This is a genomic window from Rhodovastum atsumiense (genome assembly GCF_937425535.1).
Lineage (GTDB): Bacteria > Pseudomonadota > Alphaproteobacteria > Acetobacterales > Acetobacteraceae > Rhodovastum > Rhodovastum atsumiense.
The window spans coordinates 5,471,163-5,495,900 of sequence record NZ_OW485601.1 but is presented as its reverse complement, the minus strand read 5'-3'; the positions used below and the strand labels follow the sequence as shown (position 1 = coordinate 5,495,900).

The following is a 24,738-nucleotide window of genomic DNA, read 5'->3' as shown; positions in this document are numbered from 1 at the left end:
GGATCCAAGGGCCTATGGCCCTTGGTGGAGGTCCAGGAGGCAAAGCCTCCTGGCAGGGTGCGGGGCAGCGCCCCGCTTGGCAGAGACCGCACCGAGGGCGATGCTCCGGCCAAGGGGAGGTGAACCCACCATGCCACGCGACCTGATCCTGGCCCTCGACCAGGGCACGACGTCCACCCGCACCATCGCCTTCCGGGCGCCGCAGCTTGCCCCGGTGGCGACCGCCCGGCGTGACCTGCCGCAGCATTTCCCGGCCTCCGGCTGGGTCGAGCACGACCCGGAGGAGTTGTTCACCCATAGCGTCGAAACCCTGCGCGAGGCCATGGCGCAGGCCGGCGCGACGACCGGCGACATCGCCGCCATCGGCATCACCAACCAGCGCGAGACCACGCTGGTCTGGGACCGCGCCACCGGCCGTCCGATCCACAAGGCGATCGTCTGGCAGGATCGCCGCACCGCGCCGCTCTGCGCCGCCCTGCGCGAGGCCGGGCACGAGTCGCTGGTGACGCGCCGTTCCGGCCTGTTGCTCGACCCCTATTTCTCGGCCACCAAACTGAGCTGGCTGCTCGACAATGTCGCCGGCGCGCGGGAGGCGGCGGCCGCCGGCCGGCTCGCCTTCGGCACAGTGGACACCTGGTTGCTGTGGCGGCTGACCGGCGGGCGGGTGCACGCCACCGACGCCACCAACGCGAGTCGCACCCTGCTGATGGACATCACGCGCGGCTGCTGGGATCCCGAGTTGCTCGACCTGTTCCGCATCCCCGCCGCGATGCTGCCGGAGATCCGCGATTCGGCCGGATTGTTCGGCGTGACCGAGGCCGGGTTGCTCGGCGGCGAGGTGCCGGTGATGGGGATCGCCGGCGACCAGCAGGCGGCGACGGTCGGCCAGGCCTGCTTCCGTCCGGGCATGGTGAAATCCACCTATGGCACCGGCTGCTTCCTGCTGCTGCACACCGGCGACGCGCCGGTCGCCTCGCGGGCGCGCATGCTCACCACCATCGCGCTGCAGATGGACGGAAAACGCAGCTACGCGCTGGAAGGTGCCATCTTCGTCGCCGGCGCCGCGGTGCAATGGCTGCGCGACGGGCTGGGCGTGCTGCGCGACGCCGCCGAAAGCGGCAGCCTCGCCGCGAACGCCGATCCGCAGCAGCAGGTGTACATGGTGCCGGCCTTCACCGGCCTCGGCGCGCCGCACTGGGACAGCGAGGCCCGCGGCGCCTTGTTCGGCCTGACCCGGGCCACCGGCCCCGCCGAACTCGCCCGCGCGGCGCTGGAGAGCGTCGCCTTCCAGACCCGCGACCTGATCGAGGCGATGCGCGCGGACTGGACCGGCGACGCCGAGACGGTGCTGCGCGTCGATGGCGGCATGGTGGCGAGCGACTGGACCATGCAGTTCCTGGCCAACATGCTCGGTGCCCCGGTGGACCGGCCGGTGGTGGCGGAGACCACCGCCCTGGGGGCCGCCTATCTCGCCGGCTTCGCCGCCGGGGTCTGCCCGGAGCCGGAGGAGTTCGCCCGCTCCTGGGCGCTGCAACGCCGCTTCGTGCCGCGCATGGACGCGGCCGAGCGCGACCGCCGCTACGACGGCTGGCGCGACGCGGTGCGGCGCACCCTTTCCCGCGCCTGACCGGGCCGGGCCGGGACAGTGCCGTCCCGGCCCGGCGGCAGGCCCCCCTACCCCAGCGTTGCCAGCGCCTGCGCCAGATCGGCTATCAGGTCATCGGCATGCTCGATCCCGATCGACAGGCGGATGGTGCCGTCGGTGATGCCCTCGTGCGCGCGTACCTCGGCCGGGACGCCGGAATGGGTGGTGGTGGCGGGGTGGCAGGTCAGCGACTCGGTGCCGCCCAGGCTCACCGCGAGTCGGAAGATGCGCAGTGCGTTCAGCACGCGGAACGCCTCGGCCTGCCCGCCATCGATCTCGATCGAGAAGGTCGAGCCGGCGCCGCTGCACTGCGCCTCGTAGACCTCACGCGCGGCGCTGCCCTCGGCCAGTGCGCCGAGGCTGTGCACGCGACGGATGCGCGGATGCGCGCCGAGGAACTCCGCGACCAGCGCCGCATTGCGGGCGGCCTCACGCATGCGCAGCGACAGGGTTTCCAGCGAGCGGCCGAGCATCCAGCAGGAATGCGGGTCGAGCTGGGTGCCGATCGCCCCGCGCAGCAGCCGCACCGGCCGGATGCGCTCGCGCGAGCCGATGGCGGCGCCGGCGATCAGGTCCGAATGCCCGCCGACATATTTGGTCAGCGAATAAAGGCTGATGTCGATGCCGTGCGCGAGCGGCTTCTGGAACACCGGCCCGAGCAGGGTGTTGTCGCACAGCACCACCGGACGCGCGCCCTGCTTCTCGGCGATCGCATCGGCGGTGCGGGCGATCAGGGAGAAATCGACCAGCGTGTTCATGGGATTCGACGGCGTCTCGATCAGGATCACCGAGACGCGCCCGCGCGCCATGGCCCGCGCGGCCGCCTCGTCGATGGCCACGGCACTCAGCCCATCGGCAAAGCCTTCGGCGGCGATGCCGAAGCCAGCGAAGGTACGCGAGAGCAGCGTCTCGGTGCCGCCGTAGAGCGGCTGGCTGTGCAGGATGGCATCCCCCGGCCGGGCATAGGCCAGGATGGTGGTGGCGATCGCCGACATGCCCGAGGAAAACACCAGCGCCGATTCCCCGCCCTCGTAGACTGCGAGCCGATCCTCGACGATCTCGCTGTTGGGGTGGTTGAAGCGCGAATAGACCAGCCCCGCCGACCCACGCCCCGGCGGTTCCCGCCGTCCGGAGACGTAGTCGAAGAAATCGCGGCCATCCTCGGCGGACCGGAAGACGAAGGTAGAGGTGAGAAAGACCGGCGGCTTCACCGCCCCTTCCGACAGGGCGGGATCGTAGCCGTAGCCGAGCATCATCGTCTCGGGATGCAGACGGTGGTTGCCGATGGCGTCGCGATGGCTGTGGTTGTCCGTCATGACGGGCCCTCCTTGGAATTCCCCGCCAGTATGCGTCAGATCGCGAAAAATTCCTCGCGGTAACTGTACGACGGCGCCGGCGATACCATCGCCGGCGCCTGCCCGTGCGTGAGCGTGGCTCAGGGAAACAGGCCGCGGATCTTCTTCGCGTCCCGCACCTTCTGCACGCCGATCGCCAGGGCCGCGTCACGATGCGGCACATGGTCGCTGTCCACCCGTGCCATGACCCGGGTGAAGGCGCGGTCCAGCACCTTGGCCAGACGGGACAGCACCTCCTGCTCGTCCCAGAAGAACTGCTGCAGGTCCTGCACCCACTCGAAATAGCTGACCACCACGCCGCCGGCATTGCAGAGAATGTCGGGGATGACGAAGATCTCGTCCCGCCGCCCGGCCAGGACCCGGTCGGCCTGCGGCGTGGTCGGGCCATTGGCGCCCTCGGCCAGGATGCGGCAGCGCAACCGGCCCGCGTTCTCGCCGGTGATCACCTGCTCGACCGCAGCCGGCACCAGCACGTCGCAAGGCTGCACCAGCAGTTCGCCGGGATCGAACAGCGCCTCGGTGGACCAGCCCGCCAGCACCCCGTGCTCGCCCACGTGGCGCTGCAGCGATGCCAGGTCGAGGCCGTTGCGGTCGTAATAGGCGGCCGTGTGGTCGCTGACGCCGAGGATCTTCACGCCCCGCTCGGCCAGCGCCAGCGCCGTCACCGAGCCGACATTGCCGAAGCCCTGGACGATGGCGGTGGCACCGCCCGGATTCATCTGCAGCCGCTCCATCGCGCGGCCCACCAGATGCGCGACGCCGCGGCCGGTGGCCTCGCGCCGGCCTTCGGTGCCACCGGCCGAGACCGGCTTGCCGGTGACGATCTCGGTGACGGTCTTGCCCTGGTACATGGAATAGGTGTCCATGAACCAGGCCATCACCTGTTCGTTGGTGCCCATGTCCGGCGCCATCACGTCGGTGTGCGGGCCGACGAAGGGAATCATCTCCTGCATGTAGCGGCGCGACACCGCTTCCAGCTCGCGCCGTGACAGCTTGTAGGGATCGCAGGTCACGCCGCCCTTGGCACCGCCATAGGGCAGGCCGCACAGGGCGCATTTCCAGCTCATCCACACCGCCAGCGCCGCCACCTCGCCCACGTCGAGCGTCGGCGAGAACCGCGTACCGCCCTTGGTGGGGCCGAGCGTGAGATGATGCTGCACGCGGAAACCCTCGAAGACGCATTCACGGCCATTGTCCATGTGCACGGGAATCGCGACGGCCACCGCCCGCTTTGGCAGCAACAACCGGTCGCGGTCCTCGACCGGGATGCCGATGTAATCGGACACCACGTTGAACTGTTCCCGTGCCATCTCGAACACGGGGCCGGTGTAGATGCTCATGCGTTTCCTCCTCGTCGCGGACCGCTTGTCGGGGCAGCGGCGCGGCCCGCCGGTCGAACCATGCTGGCCCGATCACGAACAGGCACATCACACGACGGAGATGGCACCTTGCATAGATGGAAACTGCAAGTTTCCGCAAGCGAACGAAATCCGGCAAAATGGCCGGAAGTGTTTTGCTGCAATTTTACAACGATATCCGTGTTGATACGATATCAGCGCTTCGGCTTGGGCTTCTTCGGCGCCGCGCGCACGCCCGCCGCCGCACGCTTCGGCGCGGAGGCGCGCTTGACCTTGGGCTTTGCCGGCGGCCGGCTGGCAGCGGTCGCGCCGGCGCGTAGCTGGGCAATGGTGGCGCGGGTGGTGATCTGCTCGGGATTCATCCGCAGCTCGATCAGGGCGGGGCGTCCGCTCAGCACGGCGCGACGGAAGGCGGGGGCGAATTCCGCTGTCGCCGCCACGACTTCGCCATGGCCGCCGAACGCCTCGATCAGCCGCGCGAAATCGGGATTGGTCAGCGCGGTGCCGGAAACGCGGCCGGGATAGGCCCGCTCCTGGTGCATGCGGATCGTGCCGTACATCTGGTTGTTGAACACCAGCACGATCGGCGCGACGCCGTGATGGAAGGCGGTGGCCAGTTCCTGGCCGGTCATCAGGAAACCGCCGTCACCAACGAAGGAAACCACCTGCCGACCAGGAAAGGCGATCTTCGCCCCGATCGCCGCCGGCACGCTGTAGCCCATGGCGCCGTTGGTCGGGCCGATGAAGCGCTGGCCATCCCTGAAATTCATGAAGCGTGGCGGCCAGGTCGCGAAGTTTCCGGCATCGCAGGTGAGGATGGCGTCGTCTTCCAGCAGGTCCTCGAGCTCGCGCAGGACCCGGGCGAGATTGAGCGGCCCCTCGTACTCCGGGACCTCACGGCCGGCCTGGCGCAGCGCGCGCAGGTCGTGCCGCCATTCCGACCAGGCGGGCTGCACCGCGGGCAGGCGCGCCGCCGCGGCGGCGAAGACATTGAGGTCGGTGACGATGCCGAGTGCCGGCCGGAACACCCGGCCGATCTCGCCGGCATCGGGATGGACATGCACCAGCGGCACGCCGCCCACCGGATCGAGCAGCGTGTAGCCCTGCGACACCGCCTCCCCCAGCCGCGTGCCGATGGCCAGGATCAGGTCGGCTTCCCGCGCCCGCGCCACCAGCGCCGGATCGGATCCAACGCCAAGGTCGCCGACATAGTTGTCCAGCGTGTTGTCGTACAGCGCCTGGCGGCGGAAGGAAACGCTGACCGGCAGATCGTTGGTTGTCAGGAAGGCACGGATATCCGCCCGCCCCTGCTCGCTCCAGCCACTGCCGCCGAGGATGGCCAGCGGCTTGCGGGCCCGCGCCAGCAGCGCCAGCATGCGTTCCAGCGCGGCCGGATCCGGATGCGGGCGCGCGACCTGGACCGGGCGCAGATCGGTAACCTCGACGACGCGCTGCTGCATCTCCTCCGAGAGCGCGATCACCACCGGACCGGGGCGACCGGTGGTGGCGACATCGACCGCGTGCGCGACGATCTCGGGAATGCGGGTGGCATCGTCGATCTGCGTCACCCATTTGGCGAGCGGCTGGAACATCCGCCGGTAGTCGACTTCCTGGAAGCTCTCGCGATCGGTTTCGCCGAAGGGAATCTGGCCGACAAACAGCAGCAGCGGGGTCGAATCCTGGAACGCCACATGCACGCCGATGGCGGCGTGGCAGGCACCCGGACCACGGGTGACGAAGGCGGCGGCCGGACGACCGGTCAGCTTGCCGTAGGCCTCGGCCATGTTCGCGGCGCCGGCCTCGAAGCGGCAGGTGGTCAGATGCAGTTTCTGGCGCACGGCATAGAGGCCGTCGAGCACCGGCAGGAAGCTCTCGCCAGGGACGGTGAAGGCATGGGTGATGCCCTGCGCCACCAGGGCGTCCGCAAGGACCCGTCCGCCCTGTCGCGGCGCAATCCGAGCCCCGCGCGCCTTCGCCAGTTCCATGACTGCCGCTCCCAGCCCAATCCGGGGGCGAAGATAGAGCGGTCGCGTCGCGGCGGTAAGGGCCGAAGCCCGACCACTTCGCCGACGATGGTGCCGCCCGGGCGCGGCGAGTCGTTACGCCGGCTGCAGCTCCGCCCGGATCGTGGCGAGCGCGCGCAGCGCGGTGCCGTCGGGGGCGAAATTCGCCGGATCAAGCCAGGCCAGGATCGCGTCGCGACAGCGCGGCCATTCCGCGTCGACGATGCTGTACCAGTCGGTGTCGCGCAGCCGGCCCTTCACCACCAGATGGGCGCGGTGCCGGCCCTCGGGGGTGAAGCCGAGGCGTTCGGCGGCACGGCGGCTGGGTTCATTCAGTGCGTTGCATTTCCACACCAGCCGCCGGTAGCCCAGGTCGTCGGCGGCCAGCCGCAGCAACAGGAACATCGCCTCGGTGGCCGCGCGCGTGCGCTGCATCGCCGGGGCAAACCAGATATGACCGAGTTCGATCGCGGCATGCGCGGGCTGGATGTCCATCAGCGCGATCCAGCCGGACACCATGCCGGTCGCCACCGGCCTGACCGCCCAGACCATGGGATCGTGCGTGCTCGCGAAGGCCGCGACATGGCGTGCCATCGCCTCGGCCGAGGCGAACGGACCAACGCCCAGATAGGTCCAGGATTCGTCCGCGCCCTGGGCGGCGCGCCAGAGATCGGGCGCGTGACGCGGGTGCAATGGCTCAAGCGTCACGGTCCGGCCGGGAATCTTCACGCGCGCGGGCAACGGACGCGGGGTGGCATCGACCTCGGGGCCGATCGGAAGCGGGCTCATGGAAACATCATCGCATCTCTTCCCTCCCGGCGGGAGAGAAGATCGCGACGAGCCTGCCGGATCAGCTTGGCCGCAGCCGGTCAGTCCGAACGCAACGTCCTCGGATAGAGGATCTCCATGGCCTCGTTCACGGCCACGGCCCGCTCGTCGTCCAGCGGACAGATCGCCAGCACGGCTTCCCGCAAATTGCCGAAGCGCCGGATCTGCAACCCTTCCTCGCCCGGCGCCTGCGGCATCACGAAAACGCCTTCCTGGGAACGGGTGATCAGGAACGCCGGCCGTTCGGTACCGGGAGGCACCACCGAAACCAGCCTGGTCTGTTCCGTATCGTCGAGCAGAACGGTCCAGCGCCCCAGCCCCGGTGCCGCCGCCGCCCACTCCAGGGCATAGAGAATATCGGCGCGATGGAAGATTATGTTGCCTGATCCAAAATTCGCCATCGAACCTGCCACCATGAGGAAACGTGCCCGGTTCCCTGCTTCCTAGAGATCGAAGCGGCGAAAAGCAACCGTAACGTGCATTTCCCGCCGCCAAAGTGATCCCGGGGTGCCGCATCGAGATGTTTGTCGCGCGAACACAGGTTTCCCGCAGACGCTCGCCGTCCCGACCATGATGGCGGTCGGGACTCAGGGCCGGCGATCCACGCCGGCCCTGGCCCACGGACAACGCCCCGAGGACGCCGGCTCAGGCGGCCGGGCGACCCAGCACCGCCCCGATCTCGTCGAGCACCGCCGGATCATCAATGGTCGCCGGCGGCGCCGCCGCCTCGCCATCGGCGATACGCCGGATCGATCCGCGCAGGATCTTGCCGCTGCGCGTCTTGGGCAACCGCGCCACCACGCGGGCATCCTTGAAGGCCGCGACCGGCCCGATGCGGTCTCGCACCAACGCCACCAGTTCCCGGACGATGTCCTCCGGTGCGCGGCTGACCCCCGCCTTCAGCACCACCAGCCCGAGCGGAACCTGTCCCTTCAGTTCGTCCTTGGCGCCGACCACGGCGCATTCGGCGACGTCCGGGTGGGAGGCCAGCACCTCTTCCATCGAACCGGTGGACAGGCGGTGCCCGGCCACGTTGATGATGTCGTCGGTGCGTCCCATGATCCACACGTCGCCGTCCGCATCGATGATCCCGGCATCGCCGGTGCGGTACCAGCCGGGGAAGTCGGCGATGTAGGAGTTGCGGAAGCCCTCGTCGTTGTTCCACAGGGTGGGCGCGCAGCCCGGGGGCAGCGGCAGTTTCACCGCGAGGTTGCCGCTCTCGCCCGGCGGCAGCACATGGCCGTCATCATTCAGCACCTGCAGGTCGAAGCCCGGCGAGGCGCGCCCGCCCGAGCCGGGCTTGACGGGGAACAGGCCAAGCCCCTTGAAGCCGGCCGTGATCGCCCAGCCGGTTTCGGTCTGCCACCAGTGATCGACCACCGGGATGCCCAGTTTCTCGGCCGCCCACACCGCGGTCGGCGGATCGCAGCGCTCGCCCGCGAGGAACAGCGTCTCGAGTTTCGAGAGATCGTATTTCGCCAGGTAGGACGCCTCGGGATCCTGCTGCTTGATGGCGCGGAACGCGGTGGGGGCGGTGAACAGCGCGCGGACGCCGTGCTGCGAGCAGACCCGCCAGAAAGCACCGGGATCGGGGGTCCCGACCGGCTTGCCTTCGTACATGATGCTGGTGCAGCCCGCGAGCAACGGCGCGTAGATGATGTAGGAATGTCCGACCACCCAGCCGATGTCGGATGCTGCCCAGAACACATCGCCCGGGTCCACGCCGTACAGGATGCGCATCGTGTTGTGCAGGGCGACCGCGTGGCCGCCATTGTCGCGCACCACGCCCTTGGGCTTTCCGGTCGTGCCCGACGTATAAAGGATGTAAAGCGGATCGGTCGCCAGCACCGGCACCGGATCGTGCGGCGTGGCGGCGGCTTCCGCCTCGGCGAAGTCATGGTCGCGCCCTGGTGTCAGCGGCGCCACCACCTGCTCGCGTTGCAGGATCAGGCAGGATTGCGGCTTGTGGCTCGAAAAGGCGATCGCCGCGTCCAGCAACGGTTTGTAGGGAATGACACGCCCGGGCTCGAGGCCGCAGGAGGCGGAGACGATCACCTTCGGCGTGGCATCGTCGATGCGCTTGGCAAGCTCGGCCGCGGCGAAGCCGCCGAACACGACGGAGTGGATCGCCCCGATGCGGGCGCAGGCGAACATGGCGATGGCGGCTTCTGGCACCATCGGCATGTAGATCACCACACGGTCGCCGCGCCGCACCCCAAGCTGCGCGAGCGCGCCGGCAACCCGCGCGGTGCGGTCACGCATCTCGGTGTAAGTCAGCTTGACGATCCGGCCGGTCATCGGGCTGTCCCAGATCAAGGCCGGCTGGTCGCCCCGCCCGGCCGCCACGTGCCGGTCGATGGCATTGACGCAAGTATTCATCTCGCCGCCCACGAACCAGCGGCCATAGGGGCCAAGCTCCGGCGCGAAAATGCGCTCGGGCGGACGGATCCAGTCGATGCCTTTGGCCGCTTCCGCCCAATAGGCTTCGGGGTCACGGCGCCATGCAAGCATTATTTCTTCGTAACGAGGGTTGTGCGCAATATCATTCATTTTTTTGCTCCCAGTGCGCAATCAGTTTGCCATGGCATGGACGATCGCGGAACGTATGGCATGCGTTCCGGCGGCCGTGACGGGACGTGAGGCTAGGCGACGAGGCGGCGTTGCCGCGCCTGCGACGGGTTGGCGGGGAAGATGTCGCGAAGTCCTGCCGTGATCGCGGGCAAGCGGCGAATCACCCGCACCGCGATTGACAGTCCTGACAGGTCGGTGTGCCACGGGAAGGCCACGAGATATCGTGCGCCGTGGGACCACGAGGCAGCTTCGGCCGATACGTCATGACGGTCTCTTCCTCCCTATGCCCGGACGTTCCGGAGCGATGCCCCGGGGCCAGATCTTGGCCGGGTCTCGATGCCCTGCACGAAGCACGGCAAAGCCGCCGGTTTCGAATAAATTACATCGGAAATCTCGCAAGCGACAACTTTTTCATCCGGTGGACTGAGTATCCCAGTATGCGGGCACCGCGACGGCGGGACCGCCCCGGCAGCGACACACGAAGCTGAGTTGCAGAGGATACATTTCGGTCCTTGCATTCCAGCCATGCTTCATGGATAGAGCGAAAGGGCTGCAGTGTCTTGCGCGCGGCAATACCCGGCGTGGACAGCAGATCGAAGTACAACACCGAGGCCACCAAGCGGCCCGGGAACGGGAGAACGTAATGACCGTCGACGTCGTTAGTCGCGTCAGAGGCAATCCAAAATTCAAAGAACTCGAAGCCAGACGTAATCGCTTCAGCTGGACGCTCGCGGCCCTGATGCTGGTAATCTATTACGGCTTCATTTTCCTGGTCGCATTCAACAAGGAATTCCTCGCGATCAAGCTCGGCGCCACGATCACCCTGGCCTTCCCGATCGGCCTGGGCGTGATTCTCTCGGCCATCATCATCACCGGCATCTACGTGGCGCGTGCCAACACCGCCTACGACCAACTCACGCGCGAGATCGTGGAGGACGCAAGATGAGCCGCCTGCCGCGCATCCTGGCGCTTGCCGCCCTGGCCTCGCTGGCCTCGCTTCCCGCCCTGGCCGCCGGCGCCGATCTCGGTCAGGCGGAGCGGCAGGCGACCAACGTCACCGCCATCACGATGTTCGTCGCCTTCGTCATCGGCACCCTGTTCATCACCTATTGGGCCGCCAAGCGCACCCGCTCGGCCGCTGATTTCTATACGGCCGGCGGCGGCATCACCGGCTTTCAGAACGGGCTGGCGATCGCGGGCGACTACATGTCCGCGGCATCGTTCCTCGGCATCTCAGCGCTGGTCTACACCAGTGGCTATGATGGCCTGATCTATTCGATCGGCTTCCTGGTCGGCTGGCCGATCATCGTCACGCTGATGGCCGAGCGGCTGCGCAACCTTGGCAAATACACCTTTGCCGACGTGGTCAGCTACCGCCTGTCGCAGACGCCGATGCGCAGCCTTGCCGCCTCCGGCACGCTGGTGGTGGTGGCCTTCTACCTGATCGCGCAGATGGTCGGCGCCGGCCAGTTGATCAAGCTGCTGTTCGGTCTCGACTACAACGTGGCCGTCGTGCTGGTCGGCGTGCTGATGGTGCTGTACGTCACCTTCGGCGGCATGCTGGCGACCACCTGGGTGCAGATCATCAAGGCCTGCCTGCTGCTCGGCGGCGCCACCCTGATGGCGATCCTGGTGCTGGTGCAGTTCGGCTTCAACCCGGAGGCGCTGTTCGCCAAGGCGATCGAGGTGCATCCCAAGCACGACGCGATCATGCTGCCGGGCCCCATCGTCGCCAACCCGGTCGAGGCAATCTCGCTCGGCCTGGCGCTGATGTTCGGCACCGCCGGCCTGCCGCACATCCTGATGCGCTTCTTCACCGTCGCCGACGCCAAGGAAGCCCGCAAGTCGGTGTTCTGGGCGACCACCTTCATCGGCTACTTCTACATCCTGACCTTCATCATCGGCTTCGGCGCCATCACCCTGGTCGCCACCAACCCCACCTACCTGGCCGGCACCGCGCTGCGCGGCGGCGGCAACATGGCGGCGGTGTGGCTGGCCCACGCGGTGGGCGGCGACCTGTTGCTCGGCTTCATCTCGGCCGTGGCCTTCGCGACCATCCTCGCGGTGGTGGCCGGGCTCACGCTGGCAGGCGCCTCGGCGGTCAGCCATGACCTCTATGCCAGCGTGTTCCGGCACGGCCGCGCCAACGAACGCGACGAGCTGCGGGTTTCGAAGATCACCACGGTGGTGCTGGGCGTGCTGGCGATCGTGCTGGGCATCGCTTTCGAAAAGCAGAACATCGCCTTCATGGTGGGCCTTGCCTTCGCCATCGCCGCCTCGGCCAACTTCCCGGTGCTGATCCTGTCGATGTACTGGAAGGGGCTAACCACCCGTGGCGCCGTGCTCGGCGGCTGGCTCGGCCTGCTGACCGCGGTGGTGCTGACGGTGCTGAGCCCGTCGATCTGGAAGGTGGTGCTGGGCAACCCCGCCGGCATCTTCCCCTACAACGCGCCGGCGCTGTTCTCCATGCCGGTCGCCTTCATCGGCTGCTGGCTGTTCTCGCTGATCGACCGCAGCGTCGGCGCCCGCAACGAGAAGGAACGGTTCGAGGCGCAATACATCCGCAGCCAGACCGGAATCGGGGCGGAAGGCGCGGCCTCGCACTGAGCCACCGATCAGGCTTCTGACGTTGGGGGTGTCCGGCCGCGGCCGGGCACCCCTTTCTTTTTCATGTCCGCGAATTCATCGCCCGCCCCACCAGCGCCAAACTCCTGCCAAGCGGTCGCCGCGAGCCGGCGGTTTCCTCTGCCTGTCCCGGCGATCATGCCGGACCGAAGGAGACCACCCCGATGAAGAGCTTTTCCCGTCTCGCGCTGGCCACCGTGCTGATGGGTGCCTTCACCCTGCCGGCCCTGGCGGAGACCACCGCGCCGCAAGCCACTCCCGCGCCCCATCCCCATGCCACCCATGCCGCCACCGGCCACGAGACCATCAAGCCGGCCCCGGTGAAGGCCGCCGAAAAGCCGGCGGCGACCTCCGACAAGACGAGCGGCCATGCCCAGACGGCGCCGGAGGCGAAGCCGGGTGCCACCGCCGGGACCACGACACCGGCGCCGCAGCCCGCGCCGACCAAGACCAACTGACCCCGCGGGCCCCTGGGCCGCTTCCTCGCCCGGCCCAGGGCAGCCCCCTCTGGCCATGGCGGCGCCAGGCCGCCCTTCCCTGGCACCGCCACCGCGCACCGATCGTTCCTGGTCGGTGCGTTTTTTTGGCACGAAGCGCCGGGGCCGCCCCGACCGCCCGGCACAGCGACCCTGCCATGCACGCCGTGTCACGGCGCCGAGATCATTTGCAGCGATCTGATCACCGCCCTAAGTAGCCCACCGGAGACGTCACGGGACAGTCACGGTGGCAGCACACGCGAACCTGGCAGCACAGACCCGTGGGGGCGGCACCGCGCCTCGCCCCCTCTGTCGGCATGTGCCATCGCCGCCCTGTCCCGATGCCCCTGCCAGCCCGGCGCCCGCCGCCCGCCTGGACGCCACCGGACGTGGCGCCCTCCTCTCCCTTCCGCGCCGGCTGGCCTGACCGCCGGGCCCGAATACCGAGGATCGATACATGGACGCTTCAACCCTGGGCTTCGGCGCGACCTTCGCCTCGCTCGCCACGCGCGATGGCCTGATCGCGCTCGACAAGCGCTTCCTGCAGGAGGTCGCGGCGCAGGACCCTGCCCTGCATGAGCGCCTGCTGACCGCCCGCGCCGCCCCCGACGCGCTCGACCGCCTCGCTGAGAGCCACCTGATCACCAGCCTCGGGCCGATCCTGGACGGATTCGTCGCCGAGTTGTTCGGCATCGAGGACGCGCTCGACGCGGTGGTGGCGCGCACGAAGCGGCTCGATCCGGTGCATGCCTGCAAGCGGCTTTTCGTACAGCGCCAGGCGGTCAAGAAATACGCCGATCCCGCCGGCTTCGACGGCGCCGCCCTGCGCGCCGAGCTCGAGCAGATGATGGGCGAGGCGCTGACCGAGATCGCCTTCGCCACCCATGTCGAGGCCTGGGAGCGCAACCAGCGCACCGAATGGCTCGACACCGCCCTGCGCTACGCCGCCTGGGCGACGCTGACGTCGGAAGGCCGCGCCTTCCATGCCGGCGGCACCCTGTTCGGCGTGCCGCACAAGGTCGATCCGCAGAACCTGGTACCACTGAAGACCGTGGAGCGCCACGGTGTCACCATGCACTGCCTGCCGCAGCAGGAATGGCGCGCCCGCGACGGCTTCGCGCTGACCGACCACGGCATGACCGGCACGCAGGCGCTGGACCAGATGAACTACTGCATCTGGTGCCACACCCAGGGCAAGGATTCCTGCAGCAAGGGCCTGAAGGACCGCAAGACCGGCGCCTTCCAGAAGTCGGTGTTCGGGGTGACCCTCGCCGGCTGCCCGCTGGAAGAGAAGATCAGCGAGATGCACACCCTGCGCGCGCAGGGCTCGGTGCTCGGCGCCTTCGCCACCATCGCCGTCGACAACCCGATGATGGCGGCCACCGGCCACCGCATCTGCAACGACTGCATGAAGGCCTGCATCTACCAGAAGCAGGACGCGGTCGACATCCCGCAGGCCGAGACCTCCATCCTCAAGGACGTGCTGTCGCTGCCCTGGGGCTTCGAGATCTACGCGCTGCTGACGCGCTGGAACCCGCTGGACATCCGCCGGCCGCTGCCGCTGCCGGATTCGGGGCGCAAGGTGCTGGTGGTCGGGCTCGGCCCGGCCGGGTTCACCCTGGCGCACCACCTGATGAACGACGGCCATACCGTGGTCGCCATCGACGGGCTGAAGCTGGAGCCGCTGGGGATCGACCCGAACGCCCCGGTGCGCGACGCCGCCACGCTGTTCGAGAACCTCGATGACCGCGTGATGGCCGGCTTCGGCGGCGTCGCCGAGTACGGCATCACCGTCCGCTGGAACAAGAACTACCTCAAGCTGATCCGCATCCTGCTGGAGCGCCGCGCCCAGTTCGCCGCCTTCGGCGGCGTGCGCTTCGGCGGCGGCGCCACGCTGTCGATCGACGACGCCTGGACGATGGGTTTCGACCACGTCGCGCTGTGCATGGGCGCCGGCCGGCCGACCGTGATCGACATGCCCAACGGCCTCGCCCGCGGCGTGCGCCAGGCCAGCGACTTCCTGATGGGCCTGCAGCTCACCGGGGCGGCCAAGATGTCGTCGATCGCCAACCTGCAGATCCGCATGCCGGTGGTGGTGATCGGCGGCGGCCTGACCGCGGTCGACACCGCCACCGAGAGCCTGGCCTACTACGTGCGGCAGGTGGAGAAATTCGCCACCCGCTACGGCGTGCTGGTCGCCGAGCGCGGCGAGCAGGCGGTGCGCGCCGCCTGGACCGAGGAAGAAACCGGGGTCGCCGAGGAATTCCTGGCCCACGCCGCGGCACTCCGCGCCGAGCGCGAGGCCGCCGCCGCCGAAGGCCGCGCGCCGCGCTTCGCGCCGCTGCTGGATTCCTGGGGTGGCGCCACCGTCGCCTATCGCCGCAAGCTGACCGACAGCCCGTCCTACACGCTCAACCATGAAGAAGTGGCGCACGCCCTGGCCGAGGGCGTGCACTTCGCCGCCGGGCTTGCCCCGCTCGCCGTCGAGGTCGACCGCTTCGGCCACGCCGCGGCACTGCGCTGCACCAGGGCCGACGGCACCGAGGTGGTGCTGCCCGCCCGCGCCGTGCTGGTCGCCGCCGGCACCCAGCCCAACACCGTGCTCGCGCGCGAGGACGGGCGGATCCGGCTGGACGGCAAGTATTTCCAGGCGGTGGACGAGGCCGGCAACCCGGTGACGCCGGTGCGCTCGCTGGCCAAGCCCGACGACAACCACATCCTGATGCACCGCACCGAGGAAGGCCGCTTCATCAGCTTCTTCGGCGACCTGCACCCGAGCTTCTTCGGCAACGTGGTCAAGGCCATGGGCAGCGCCAAGCGCGGCTATCCGCTGGTCAGCCAGGTGCTGGCCGGGCGCGATCCCGCCTCCTCCCTCTCCGGCGCCGAGCTGATCGCGCAGTGCCGCGACACGCTGCAGGCCAGCGTGCACGCGGTGAACCGGCTGACCCCGAACATCGTGGAAGTGGTGCTGCGCGCACCCGCCGCCTCCCGCTCCTTCCGCCCCGGCCAGTTCTACCGGCTGCAGAACTACGAGATGGCCTCGCAGCGCCTGGAGGAGCCGGGCCTGCCGCCGACCCTGCTGACCATGGAAGGCCTGGCCATGACCGGGGCCTGGACCGACAAGGACCGCGGCCTGATCTCGGTGATCGCGCTGGAGATGGGCGGCAGCTCCGATCTCTGCGCCACGCTGCAGCCCGGCCAGAACGTGGTGCTGATGGGCCCGACCGGCACGCCGACCGAGATCCACGCCAACAGCACCGTCGCCCTGGTCGGCGGCGGCCTGGGCAACGCCGTGCTGTTCTCGATCGGCGCCGCGCTGCGCGCCGCCGGCAGCCGGGTGATCTACTTCGCCGGCTACAAGGCGATGCGCGACCGCTACAAGATCGAGGAAATCGAGCGCGCCGCCGACGTGATCGTCTGGTGCTGCGACGAGGCCCCCGGCTTCACCCCGGCCCGCCCGCAGGACCGCAGCTTCGTTGGCAACATCGTGCAGGCGATGGCGGCCTATGGCGCCGGGCGGCTGGGCGAACAGGCGGTGCCGCTGAACGAGGCCGAGCACCTGATCGTCATCGGCTCCGACCGGATGATGCAGGCGGTCGGCGTCGCCCGGAAAGGCGTGCTGCAACCCTACCTGAAGCCGGGCCACACCGCGATCGGCAGCATCAACTCGCCGATGCAGTGCATGATGAAGGAAGTCTGCGCGCAGTGCCTGCAGCCGCAGATCGACCCCGAGACCGGGGAGCGGACCGTCATCTTCTCCTGCTTCAACCAGGACCAGCCGCTCGACCGGGTGGACTTCCCGGCCCTGAACGAGCGACTGCGGCAGAACAGCCTGCCGGAGAAGCTGACCAAGCTGTGGATCGACCGCGCCCTGCGCAAGCTGAACGCCCGGCCGGCACTGGCGGCGGAGTAAAGAAAGGCCAGGGCTCTGCCCTTGACCCGGCAGGGGCCACAAGGCCCCTGCACCCCAATCGCGCTGCGCGGCAAAAATGGGATCCAAGGGCCTATGGCCCTTGGTGGAGGTCCAGGAGGCAAAGCCTCCTGGTGGGGCGCGGGGCAACGCCCCGCTACCTCGCCCTGCTGGCCTGCCCCCTGCCGCCCCGTTATCCTGCGGCCGGTGGCCAGGCAAGGAGACGGCATGGAACTGCAGGCAGTGGACGAGGTCCTGACGGCGCTGCGGGCCCGTGGTCCGGAGCGCGCCGCGCTGTTCGCCCGCGCCGACGCGCTGCGGCGCGAGCGCATGGGCGAGGCGGTGCACCTGCGCGGCATCGTCGAGTTCTCCAATATCTGCGCCAATGACTGCCTCTATTGCGGTATCCGCGTCTCCAACCGCGCCATCAACCGCTACCGCATGGAGGCGGACGAGGTGATGGAGGTCGCCCGCCGGATGGAAGGCTGGCGCCAGGGCACCATCGTCCTGCAGTCGGGCGAGGCATCATCGCCCGCGGGCGACCGGCGATTGGGCGAGCTGGTCCGGCGCATCAAGGCCGAGACCTCGCTTGCGGTGACGCTGTCGGTCGGCAACCGGCCGCACGAGGTCTATGCGTACTGGCGGGAATGCGGCATGGACCGCTACCTGCTGCGTTTCGAGACCAGCGATCCGGCGCTGTTCGCGCGCATCCACCCCGATTGCTCGCTGGCCGAGCGGCTGGACTGCCTGCACGCGCTGCGTGCGCTCGGGGTGCAGGTCGGCAGCGGCTTCATGATCGGTGTGCCCGGCGAGACGCCCGAGGTGCTGGCGCGCAACATCCTGCTGTGCCGCGAGCTCGATCTGGACATGATCGGCATCGGCCCGTTCATCCCGCACCCGGAAACCCCGCTTGGCGGGGCGTCCAACGCCTATGCCGACGATCCCGACATGCATTTCGTCGCCCTGGCGGCGCTGCGCCTCGCCAATCCGGACGCGCATATCCCGGCGACCACGGCCTTCGATGCGGTGTTCACCAACCCGCCCGGCCGCGACCTCGCGCTGCAGCGCGGGGCCAACGTGTTCATGCCGAACAGCACGCCCGGCAAATACCGCCGCGACTACATGCTCTATCCCGACAAGCCCTGCGTGGACGAGACCGGCGGGCAATGCGCCCTGTGCATCGTCGGGCGGCTGGAGATGCTCGGACGCAGCGTCGATGACGGGCCGGGCCATTCGCGCAAGCGCCCGGTGGAGGCGCTCGCCGGGTGAGGCGCGGGAGCCCCATGCGCCGGGCATCGGGGCACCTGCTGGCCGGGGCCGCGCTGCCGCTGGGCCTGCTGGCCGCCTGGGAAATCGCCGCGCGGCTGGGGGCCGTGAACGCCTTCCTGCTGCCCGCGCCCTCCGCTGTGCTCGCCGCCGGGATCGAGCTGGCGGGCTCGGGTGAGCTTGGGCGGCACGTGCTGGCAAGCGCGCAGCGTGTCGCGGTCGGCTTCGTGCTGGCGGTGGCGCTGGCGGTGCCGCTGGCGGTGGCGTTGCGCCGCTCGGCGCTGCTGGCGCGCTGCCTGCGCTTTCCCCTCGATTTCCTGCGTGCCACCCCGCCGCTGGCGCTGGTGCCGCTGCTGGTGCTGTGGTTCGGGCTGGGGGAAGCGGTGAAGTGGACCGTCATCGTGCTGGCGAGCTTCTTCCCGATCCTGCTCAACACCATGGCGGGGCTCGATTCGGTGCGGCCGCAACTGCTGGAAATGGCGCGCACGCTGCAGCTCACCGGCGCGGAGCGGGTGCGCTTCATCATCCTGCCGGCGGCGCTGCCAACCTTCCTCGCCGGGCTGCGGCTTGCCTTCAGCAATTGCTGGCGGGCGCTGGTCGGGGCTGAGCTGATCGCGACCTCGGTCGGGCTCGGCTATCTGGTGATGGACGCGCAGACGCTGGCCCGCAGCGACATCGTCTATGCGGCGATCCTGGTGATCGGCACGCTCGGCTTCCTGGCCGACTGGCTGTTCGTTTTGCTGGCACGTATAACGGTCGGCAATGCGAACGGACCCGGCCTTGCTGGAAGTTGAGCTGTCGGGCCTGCGCCGCGGCTTCGTCCGGCCGGATGGGGCGCCCGTGCAGGTGCTGGACGGGTTGGATCTGGTCATTGCCCCCGGCGAGTTCCACGCCATCCTCGGCTACAGCGGCTGCGGCAAGACCACGCTGCTGCGGCTGATCGCCGGGCTGGACCGGCCGGATGGCGGGCGCGTGACCTTCCGGCCGGCCCCGCCCGGCGGCGCATGGCCCCGCCTCGGGATGGTGTTCCAGGAGCACCTGCTGCTGCCCTGGGCGAGCGTCGCCGAAAATCTGCGCCTGGCGCTGCGGCGCTTCCGCCTGTCGCGTCCGGAGGAAGACCGGCGCATCGCGGCGGTGCTGGCCCTGGTGGGGCTCGACGATTGCGCGAGGCTGCGGCCGGGGCAGCTTTCGGGCGGCATGGCGCAGCGCGTGGCGCTGGCGCGGGCGCTGATGCGCGAACCCGAGCTGCTGCTGATGGACGAGCCGCTCGGGGCGCTGGATGCGCTGACGCGGCGGCAGATGCAGGACGAGATCGCCCGGCTGCGCGGCCGGGTCGCGCCGACCACGGTGCTGGTGACGCACGACTTCGCCGAGGCGGTGCGGCTCGCCGACCGGGTGTCGGTGCTCGCCGGTGGCCGCATCGCCGCCAGTGTCCTGGTGCGCTCGCCGCCGGGCGGTCCGCCGCTCGGTCCGGACGTCGCCGGCCGGATCGAGGCGCTGGTGCTGGAGAGCCTGGCCCGGGCGACCCGCGGCGCCGCGCCGCCACCGGCCCGAACGCTGTCCGAACAGATCGGAGAACCCGAAAGATGAACGCTTTCCCGCACGTCCTGTCGCGTCGTGGCCTGATGGTCGGACTCGGCGTGGCCAGCCTGTCCGGCCTGCGCCGTCCGGGGCGGGCGGCCCAGGCGTTCAACGTCTCCTATGTGCGCCAGCCCTTCAACGTGCCGCAGATCGTCATGCGCGAGCGCCAGTTGCTGGAGCAGCGGCTGCGACCGCTCGGCTTCGAGGTGGTCTGGCACGACATCACCTCGGGCGTGCTGCAGGCGCAGGCCCTGGCGGCGGGATCGCTCGACATCGGCGCGGTGATGAACCCGGCCTCGGTGATCATGGCGCTGGCCAACGGCAATCCGCTGCGCATCACCGGCGCCGTCGCGCGCAACCGCAAGCTTGCCGCCATCCTGACGCGCGATCCGCGGATCACCCGGGTGGCCGACCTCAAGGGCCGGACCGTCGCCGGGGTCAAGGGCACCGCGCTGCACCAGTACCTGATCGCGGCGTTGCAGGACGCGGGGCTCTCCATCGGCGACGTCGCCTTCCTCGACATGCAGTTGCCGGTCTCGCTCGCGGCGCTGCAATCGGGCCAGGTGGACGCGGCGGTGCTGGCCGCGGACCTGATCCTGGCGGCGCAGCGGCAGGGCGCGCGGGAAGTGCCAACGCGGCCGGGATTGCTGCAGCCGGTGACGATCACCTGCGCACGGGCCGATCTGGTGGCACAGCGGCCGGATCTGGTGCGGCTCTACCAGCAGGCCCAGGCCGAGGCGGTCGCCTTCGTCGCCGCCGATCCCGATGCCGCCATCCGCATCGCCTGCAAGGCCAATGGCTTCAGCCTGGAGGATGGGCGCACGCTCTATTCCTGGGCGGAGTTCCACACGAGGCTGACGCCGGCCGACCTGGAATCGCTGGAACGTGACATGGCCTTCCTGATCGAAAACCGGATGTGCCCGCGTCCGGTTGACCTGCGGGCGGCGCTGTTCGAGGCCACCTGACCGCCGCGGGTCTGCGCGCCGGGGGGCGGATAAGCCGGAACCATCCCCGTTCATTCACCGTTCCCCCGCCTGCAGCATCGGGGCAAGGCGAAGGGGGGAGCACATGGACGAGGCCCGGCAGACGGCCGCACCGGCCGCCAAGGATCAGGATCTTGCGCGCGCGACGCAGGATCCCGGCCCCCACCTGACGACCAACCAGGGACTGCGGCTCGCCGACGACCAGAACACGCTGCGTGCCGGCGCACGCGGGCCGAGCCTGCTCGAGGATTTCCACTTCCGTGAGAAGATCACGCATTTCGACCACGAGCGCATCCCCGAGCGCGTCGTGCATGCCCGCGGTGCCGCCGCCCATGGCTATTTCCAGGTCACCGAGGATCTTTCCGACCTGACCATGGCTTCGCTGTTCCGCGACCCGGCGAAGCGTACGCCGGTCTTCGTGCGCTTCTCGACGGTGGCGGGATCGCGCGGATCGGCCGACACGCCGCGCGATGTGCGCGGCTTCGCGGTGAAGTTCTACACCGACGAAGGCGTCTGGGATCTGGTCGGCAACAACATTCCCGTTTTCTTCATCCAGGATGCCATCAAGTTCCCCGACGTCATCCACGCGGTGAAGCCGGAGCCGCACAACGAGATCCCGCAGGCGGCCTCCGCGCATGACACGTTCTGGGATTTCGTCTCGCTCACGCCGGAGAGCACGCACATGCTGATGTGGGTGATGTCCGACCGGGCGCTGCCGCGCAGCTTCGCCATGATGGAAGGCTTCGGCATCCACAGCTTCCGCCTGGTCAACGCCCAGGGCCAGGCGCATTTCGTCAAGTTCCACTGGAAGCCGCGCAAGGGCGTGCATTCCCTGTTGTGGGACGAGGCGCAGAAGATCGCCGGCAAGGATCCCGACTTCAATCGCCGCGACCTCTGGGAAGCGATCGAGGACGGCGACTTCCCGGAATGGGAACTCGGCCTGCAGGTGGTGGCGGAGGCGGATGCCGGCAAATTCCCCTTCGACCTGCTCGATCCGACCAAGATCATTCCGGAAGAAGATGTGCCGGTGCGGCGCGTCGGGCGGCTGGTGCTGGACCGCAACCCTGACAATTTCTTCGCCGAAACCGAGCAAGTGGCGTTCTGCCCGGCGCATGTCGTGCCCGGCATCGACTTCTCCGACGATCCGCTGCTGCAGGGGCGGCTGTTCTCCTATCTCGACACCCAGATCAGCCGGCTCGGCGTGAACTTCGCCGAGCTGCCGATCAACCGGCCGGTGTCGGCCATGAGCAACAACCAGCGTGACGGCAAGCTGCGACATCGTATCGACCGTGGCCGCGTCTCCTATTTTCCGAACTCTCTTGCCGGCGGCTGTCCCGCGCATTCCCCCGATGCCATGGCGGCGTTCCGGACCTATGCCCAGCCGGTCTCGGGCCAGAAACTACGGGTGCGCAGTGAGAGTTTCGCCGATCATTTCAGCCAGGCGACCCTGTTCTGGAACAGCATGTCGCCCTGGGAGAAGGACCATATCGTCGATGCCTTCAGCTTCGAGCTGAACATGGTCGGCACCGTCGCGGTCAAGCAGCGTGTGCTTGACGAATTGCTGGTGAATGTCGCCGATGATCTCGCTGCCAGGGTGGCGGAGAAGACAGGCCTGACCATCCAGAGCACGCGCCGCAGCCAACCGCATCAACAGGCCTCGCCCGCGCTCAGCATGGACCGGCCTGCCGACAGCATCCGGGGACGCAAGGTCGCGATCCTGGCGGCCGAGGGCGTCGATGCCACCCAGCTAGGCGCGGTACAGACGCGGCTGCACCAGGAAGGGGCGAAGACCGAGGTGATCGCGGCCGTTGCCGGCAGCGTGAAGGCAGCGGATGGCAGCGCTTTGCCGGTGGACCGGCCGGCCCCCAACGCGCCCTCGGTGCTGTACGACGCCGTGGTGATTCCTGGTGGCGCGGCGGCCACGGCGCTCGCCGGCATGGGGCAGGCACTGCATTTCGTGCTGGAGAGCTTCGCCCATGGCAAGCCGGTCGCCGCGCTTGGCGAGGGCGCGGAGATCCTGAAGAAAATGAGCCTTGCCCCGGGCGATGGCGTGGTGACCGGCACCGATGTGGACAAGGTGATGCATGAACTCGTGCTGGCGATGAAGCAGCACCGCCACCATGGCCGTCTCACCGCGGCGGTGCCTGCCTGACCCGCGCCGCCGGTGCCTTATTCGAACATCTCCGGGTAACGCTCTTCCATCTCGGGCAGGGCGTGCAGGAGTTCGGTGAGGTGCTGGCGCATCGCCCTCTCGGCCGCGTCCGGATCGCGCGCGTCGATGGCAGCGACAATGGCGGCGTGCTGGTCCACCAGTGCCTGCAGCGGCTTCGGCCCCGCGAGGCTGAGCCGGCAGGCGCGGTCGAGATGCGCCTTGAGGTCGCTGACGGTCCTCCAGGCCAACGGGCAGCCGGCGCCGTCGGCGATAGCGGCATGGAACAGCTCGTCGTCGCGCCGGAACGCATCGGAGTCGCCACGCTGCGCCGCCTCGCCCTGGCGCGCCAGCAGCGTGGCCAGGCGGGCGCGGTTGTAGGGATCGAAGTTCAGCGCCGCCTGCCGCGCCACCGCCGATTCGATCGATTCCCGCACGAACCGGGCCTGCAGCATCGTCTGGGTGGAGATCTTCACCACCACCGTGCCGCGCTGCGGCAGCGCCGAGACCAGACCGGTGCGGCCGAGCCCGATCAGGGCCTCGCGCACCGGCTGGCGGGAGACGCCGTAGCGCTCGGCGATCTCCTGTTCCGAGAGCCGCGCGCCCGGAACGATTTCGAGATCGATGATGGCGCGCCGCAATTCCCGTTCCAGCTTGCGTGCCGCGGATTCCGCAGTCGGTGCGATGGTCGTTCCCATGCGGCCTCCCTCAAAAAGACTTGCTGGGCGCAACCCATATACACTACCATACACTGGAAGACAAAGGGGAGGTGGTGGCCTGTCGCAGCCTCGGCACGCTACCGGCCTCAAGATGAAAGAGACGGCCATGAGTGTCGGCCAGACCAATCCGGGCCAACCTGTTTCGGGTAAGGTCCGTGTCGCCAGCCTCGGCGAATGCATGATCGAACTGGTGGAACGCCCCGATCGGACATTGACGCGCGGCTTCGGCGGAGACACGCTCAATACCGCCGTGTATCTGGCACGGCTTGGCGTTGAAACCGATTACGTGACTGCCTTGAGCGACGATCCGTTCAGTGCCGAGATGCTGGCAGCCTGGCAGGCCGAGGGGATCGGCACCGGGGCAGTGGCCAGGGTGCCCGGAAAGGTACCCGGGCTGTATCTGATCCAGACCGATGCACGCGGTGAGCGCCGCTTTTCCTATTGGCGTGACAGCGCCCCGGTGCGCCAGTTGTTCAATCTGCCCGACACGGCGGCGACCGAGGCGGCACTGGTCGGCTACGACCTGCTCTATCTTTCCGGCATCACTCTGTCGTTGTTCGACGATGCCGGGCAGGCCCGGTTGTTCGACACGCTGGACCGCCTGCGCGCGCATGGTGGCCGGGTGGTGTTCGACACCAATTTCCGCCCGCGCGGCTGGCCCGACCGGGCGCGGGCGCGCCGGGTCTACGCCGCGATGTTCGCGCGCGCAGACATCGTGCTGGCCAGCACCGAGGACCATGCCCTGCTGTACGAGGATCCGACGCCGGAAGGCCTGTTGGCGCGGCTGCGGGAAGCAGGCGTTGCCGAGCGGGTCGCCAAACTTGCCGAGCCGGCCTGCCATGTTCAGGCCGAAGGAGTGGACGCGGTGATCGCCGCCGAGCCGGTGGCGGAGGTGGTGGACACCACCGCGGCCGGTGACAGTTTCTCCGCCGCCTATGTCGCCGCCCGCCTGGCCGGGGCCGATCCCATCGCCGCCTCGCGCGTCGGCCATGCCCTGGCCGGCACCGTCATCCGCCATCGCGGCGCGGTAATTCCGCGCGAGGCCATGCCGAGGCTTTGTCTGCAACCGTCCGGGTCTGCCACCGACTAGAGAGGGAAGCCTGGACGTGCCTTGCCAAATTCATTTTGAATTCGCACCGAAAAACCGCCAGCTATCTTGCGCCGGCGGGATCGGAGCTCCCCCACTCGCTGGCCGCACGCCGCCGCCGAGTCTGCGCTGCCTTCCCCCGCACGGGGCGTGCCGCGCCGAAGCTTCAACTGCAAAAAACG

At 68.9% G+C, this 24,738-nt stretch carries 18 protein-coding genes; 11 read left to right on the top strand and 7 right to left on the bottom strand.

The window, feature by feature from the left end:
* Positions 1-130: 130 nt before the first annotated feature.
* Complete coding sequence (gene glpK / locus NBY65_RS24755; protein ID WP_150040852.1) at positions 131-1,627, top strand: glycerol kinase GlpK; 1,497 nt, start codon at positions 131-133, stop codon at positions 1,625-1,627.
* A gap of 47 nt (positions 1,628-1,674) precedes the next feature.
* On the opposite strand, the gene NBY65_RS24750 is transcribed toward glpK, so the two are convergent.
* The 6 genes from NBY65_RS24750 to NBY65_RS24725 all read right to left on the bottom strand — a co-directional run bounded on the left by NBY65_RS24750 (position 1,675) and on the right by NBY65_RS24725 (position 9,700).
* Entirely contained in the window at positions 1,675-2,961 is a 1,287-nt protein-coding gene (locus NBY65_RS24750; RefSeq protein WP_150040853.1) for a cystathionine gamma-synthase family protein, read from the bottom strand.
* A 119-nt stretch (positions 2,962-3,080) separates the two neighbouring features.
* On the bottom strand, positions 3,081-4,340 hold the full coding sequence (locus NBY65_RS24745) for a Glu/Leu/Phe/Val family dehydrogenase (RefSeq protein WP_150040854.1): 1,260 nt from the start codon (positions 4,338-4,340) through the stop codon (positions 3,081-3,083).
* Positions 4,341-4,552: 212 nt separating this feature from the next.
* On the bottom strand, positions 4,553-6,343 hold the full coding sequence (locus NBY65_RS24740) for a thiamine pyrophosphate-dependent enzyme (RefSeq protein ID WP_150040855.1): 1,791 nt from the start codon (positions 6,341-6,343) through the stop codon (positions 4,553-4,555).
* A 114-nt stretch (positions 6,344-6,457) separates the two neighbouring features.
* Positions 6,458-7,150 carry a GNAT family N-acetyltransferase gene (locus NBY65_RS24735; RefSeq protein WP_150040856.1) on the bottom strand — a complete coding sequence of 231 codons (693 nt, stop codon included), beginning with the start codon at positions 7,148-7,150 and terminating at the stop codon, positions 6,458-6,460.
* Between the two features lie 80 nt (positions 7,151-7,230).
* Positions 7,231-7,590, bottom strand: coding sequence for a hypothetical protein (locus NBY65_RS24730; protein ID WP_150040857.1), 360 nt, complete (start codon positions 7,588-7,590; stop codon positions 7,231-7,233).
* Positions 7,591-7,834: 244 nt separating this feature from the next.
* Positions 7,835-9,700, bottom strand: coding sequence for a propionyl-CoA synthetase (locus tag NBY65_RS24725; RefSeq protein WP_203330481.1), 1,866 nt, complete (start codon positions 9,698-9,700; stop codon positions 7,835-7,837).
* Between the two features lie 703 nt (positions 9,701-10,403).
* Here NBY65_RS24725 and NBY65_RS24720 point away from each other — a divergent pair.
* From NBY65_RS24720 to NBY65_RS24680, 9 genes are all read left to right on the top strand, one after another.
* A complete protein-coding gene (locus NBY65_RS24720) occupies positions 10,404-10,706 on the top strand; it encodes a DUF485 domain-containing protein (RefSeq protein ID WP_150040859.1) in 303 nt (100 codons plus the stop codon).
* Positions 10,703-12,367, top strand: a complete 1,665-nt coding sequence (locus NBY65_RS24715) for a cation acetate symporter (RefSeq protein WP_150040860.1) — start codon at positions 10,703-10,705, stop codon at positions 12,365-12,367. Before NBY65_RS24720 ends, NBY65_RS24715 begins: the two co-directional genes overlap by 4 nt.
* Positions 12,368-12,549: 182 nt before the next feature.
* Positions 12,550-12,843, top strand: a complete 294-nt coding sequence (locus NBY65_RS24710) for a hypothetical protein (protein ID WP_150040861.1) — start codon at positions 12,550-12,552, stop codon at positions 12,841-12,843.
* 475 nt (positions 12,844-13,318) lie between these two features.
* Positions 13,319-16,774 (top strand): FAD-dependent oxidoreductase, encoded by a 3,456-nt coding sequence (locus NBY65_RS24705; RefSeq protein ID WP_150040862.1) that lies wholly within the window; start codon positions 13,319-13,321, stop codon positions 16,772-16,774.
* A gap of 225 nt (positions 16,775-16,999) precedes the next feature.
* A complete protein-coding gene (hydE, locus tag NBY65_RS24700; RefSeq protein WP_162530545.1) occupies positions 17,000-18,040 on the top strand; it encodes a [FeFe] hydrogenase H-cluster radical SAM maturase HydE in 1,041 nt (346 codons plus the stop codon).
* A 14-nt stretch (positions 18,041-18,054) separates the two neighbouring features.
* The gene (locus NBY65_RS24695; RefSeq protein ID WP_150040864.1) at positions 18,055-18,831 is read left to right on the top strand and encodes an ABC transporter permease; all 777 of its coding nucleotides are present in this window, start codon (positions 18,055-18,057) and stop codon (positions 18,829-18,831) included.
* Complete coding sequence (locus tag NBY65_RS24690; RefSeq protein ID WP_162530546.1) at positions 18,818-19,627, top strand: ABC transporter ATP-binding protein; 810 nt, start codon at positions 18,818-18,820, stop codon at positions 19,625-19,627. Before NBY65_RS24695 ends, NBY65_RS24690 begins: the two co-directional genes overlap by 14 nt.
* A complete protein-coding gene (locus NBY65_RS24685; protein ID WP_150040866.1) occupies positions 19,624-20,583 on the top strand; it encodes an ABC transporter substrate-binding protein in 960 nt (319 codons plus the stop codon). The genes NBY65_RS24690 and NBY65_RS24685 overlap by 4 nt, the downstream gene beginning before the upstream one ends.
* Positions 20,584-20,686: 103 nt before the next feature.
* Positions 20,687-22,753: a catalase gene (locus NBY65_RS24680; RefSeq protein WP_150040867.1), complete on the top strand. Its 2,067-nt coding sequence runs from the start codon at positions 20,687-20,689 to the stop codon at positions 22,751-22,753.
* A gap of 17 nt (positions 22,754-22,770) precedes the next feature.
* Here NBY65_RS24680 and NBY65_RS24675 read toward each other — a convergent pair whose 3' ends face one another.
* A complete protein-coding gene (locus NBY65_RS24675; protein ID WP_150040868.1) occupies positions 22,771-23,448 on the bottom strand; it encodes a GntR family transcriptional regulator in 678 nt (225 codons plus the stop codon).
* 127 nt (positions 23,449-23,575) lie between these two features.
* Here NBY65_RS24675 and NBY65_RS24670 point away from each other — a divergent pair, with 127 nt between their 5' ends.
* Positions 23,576-24,559, top strand: coding sequence for a sugar kinase (locus NBY65_RS24670; RefSeq protein WP_150040869.1), 984 nt, complete (start codon positions 23,576-23,578; stop codon positions 24,557-24,559).
* Positions 24,560-24,738: the final 179 nt, after the last annotated feature.